This is a genomic window from Streptomyces thermovulgaris (genome assembly GCF_002155915.1).
GTDB classification, from domain to species: domain Bacteria; phylum Actinomycetota; class Actinomycetes; order Streptomycetales; family Streptomycetaceae; genus Streptomyces; species Streptomyces thermovulgaris.
In genome coordinates this window covers 1-2,147 of record NZ_MUME01000513.1, presented here as the reverse complement: position 1 = coordinate 2,147, position 2,147 = coordinate 1, and the positions used below count along the sequence as shown (strand labels likewise).

The following is a 2,147-nucleotide window of genomic DNA, read 5'->3' as shown; positions in this document are numbered from 1 at the left end:
GCGGCAGCATCCGCAGCGTGCCGTCGCCGAGGAGGGCGTACACGGTGTCGGTGGTGCGCTCGATGAAGAACCGGTCGTGGGAGATGACGACCATCGAGCCGGGCCAGCCGTCGAGGAGGTCCTCGAGCTGGGTGAGGGTCTCGATGTCGAGGTCGTTGGTGGGCTCGTCGAGGAAGAGGACGTTGGGCTCGTCCATGAGCAGGCGCAGCAGTTGCAGCCGGCGCCGCTCGCCGCCGGACAGCTCGCCCACCGGCGTCCACTGCTTCTCCTTGGTGAAGCCGAACTTCTCGCACAGCTGCCCGGCGGTCATCTCCCGTCCCTTGCCGAGGTCGACGCGCTCGCGCACCCGCTGCACGGACTCCAGGACCCGCCAGTCCGGGTCGAGCTCGGCGACCTCCTGGGAGAGATACGCCAGTTTCACGGTCTTTCCGACGACGATCCGCCCGCCGGCGGGCTGCTCCTCGCCCTGGGTGCGCACGGCCTCGGCCATGGCCCGCAGCAAGGAAGTCTTCCCGGCGCCGTTGACCCCGACGACGCCGACCCGGTCGCCCGGCCCGAGCTGCCAGGTGAGGTGCTTGAGCAGCACCTTGGGCCCGGCCTGCACGGTGACGTCCTCGAGGTCGATGACCGTCTTGCCCAGCCGTGAGGAGGCGAACCTCATCAGCTCGCTGCTGTCCCGCGGCGGCGGCACGTCCTTGATCAGCTCGTTGGCGGCCTCCACGCGGAAGCGCGGCTTGGAGGTGCGGGCGGGGGCGCCGCGGCGCAGCCAGGCCAGCTCCTTGCGGATCAGGTTCTGCCGCTTGGCCTCCTCGGAGGCGGCGATGCGCTCGCGCTCGGCGCGGGCGAAGACGTAGTCGGAGTAGCCGCCCTCGTACTCGTGCACGGTCCCGCGCTGCACGTCCCACATGCGGGTGCACACCTGGTCCAGGAACCACCGGTCGTGGGTGACGCACACCAGCGCCGAGCGGCGGGCGTTCAGATGCCGGGCGAGCCAGGCGATGCCCTCGACGTCGAGGTGGTTGGTGGGCTCGTCGAGCACGATCAGGTCCTGCTCCTCGATGAGCAGCTTGGCCAGCGCGATGCGCCGCCGCTCACCGCCGGAGAGCGGTCCGACGACGGTGTCCAGCCCCTGGGGGAACCCGGGCAGGTCCAGCCCGCCGAACAGCCCGGTCAGGACGTCGCGGATCCGGGCGTCGCCCGCCCACTCGTGGTCGGCCCGGTCCCCGAGGACCTCGTGCCGCACGGTCGCCTCCGGGTCGAGCGAGTCGTGCTGCGTGAGCACCCCCAGGCGCAGCCCGCCCATGTGCGTGACCCGCCCGGTGTCGGCCTCCTCCAGCTTGGACAGCACCCGGATCAGCGTGGTCTTGCCGTCACCGTTGCGCCCGACGACCCCGATCCGGTCACCTTCGGACACGCCGAGCGAGACGCCGTCGAGCACGGCACGCGTGCCGTACACCTTGCTGACGTTCTCGACATTGACCAGATTGACGGCCATTTCACTCCTGTGCGCGGGGTCGGTCGGTCGGCCTTCCAGCGTAGGACCTGCGCGGGCGGGGCCGGTGCGCGAGGGGAGGGTCACCCCATGTGATGACGTGGGGGGAAACGGGCCGTTGCCGTGGGGGACGGGCAGCAGGATCCCGTCCGCGGGAGGAATCGTGACCGCCGGGCCCGCGGAGCACCGCCGCGCCCGGCCGGTGCCGCCGGACGGCCGCACCGTGGACGACCTGTTCACCCTGCCGGTTCTCCCGCCGCGCACCGAGCTGACCGACGGGAGTCCGGTTTCCGCAGGGCCGCAGCGCCGTTTCCGCGGCTCCTCCGCCCCCCTCGGGTCCTCCGGTCGCTCCGGTTCCCCGGCTCCTCGGGTCCTCCGGTCGCTCCGGTTCCCCGGCTCCTCGGGTTCTCCGGTCCCGCGGCTCAGATCACCGTCGCCCCCGGCACCGGGCCCGCCGCGGTCCGGACCGACCTGCACGTCCCCGACGCCTGCAGCGCCTTCGCCACCGCGGACGCCGCCTCGGCGTCCTCCACCAGGAACGCCGTCGTCGGCCCCGAACCGGAGACCAGTCCCGCCAGGGCTCCCGCCGCGCGGCCTGCCTCGAGGGTGTCCGCGAGGGAGGGACGCAGGGACAGCGCGGCGGGCTGGAGGTCGT

At 72.7% G+C, this 2,147-nt stretch carries 1 protein-coding gene and 1 pseudogene; both read right to left on the bottom strand.

Going from position 1 to position 2,147, the window contains the following annotated elements; translation table 11 throughout:
• A partial coding sequence (locus CCN35_RS26925; RefSeq protein ID WP_086794650.1) for an ABC-F family ATP-binding cassette domain-containing protein occupies positions 1-1,495 on the bottom strand: 1,495 nt, incomplete at its 3' end.
• 419 nt (positions 1,496-1,914) lie between these two features.
• Positions 1,915-2,147: pseudogene (locus CCN35_RS26920) on the bottom strand (4-(cytidine 5'-diphospho)-2-C-methyl-D-erythritol kinase); the annotation flags it as partial.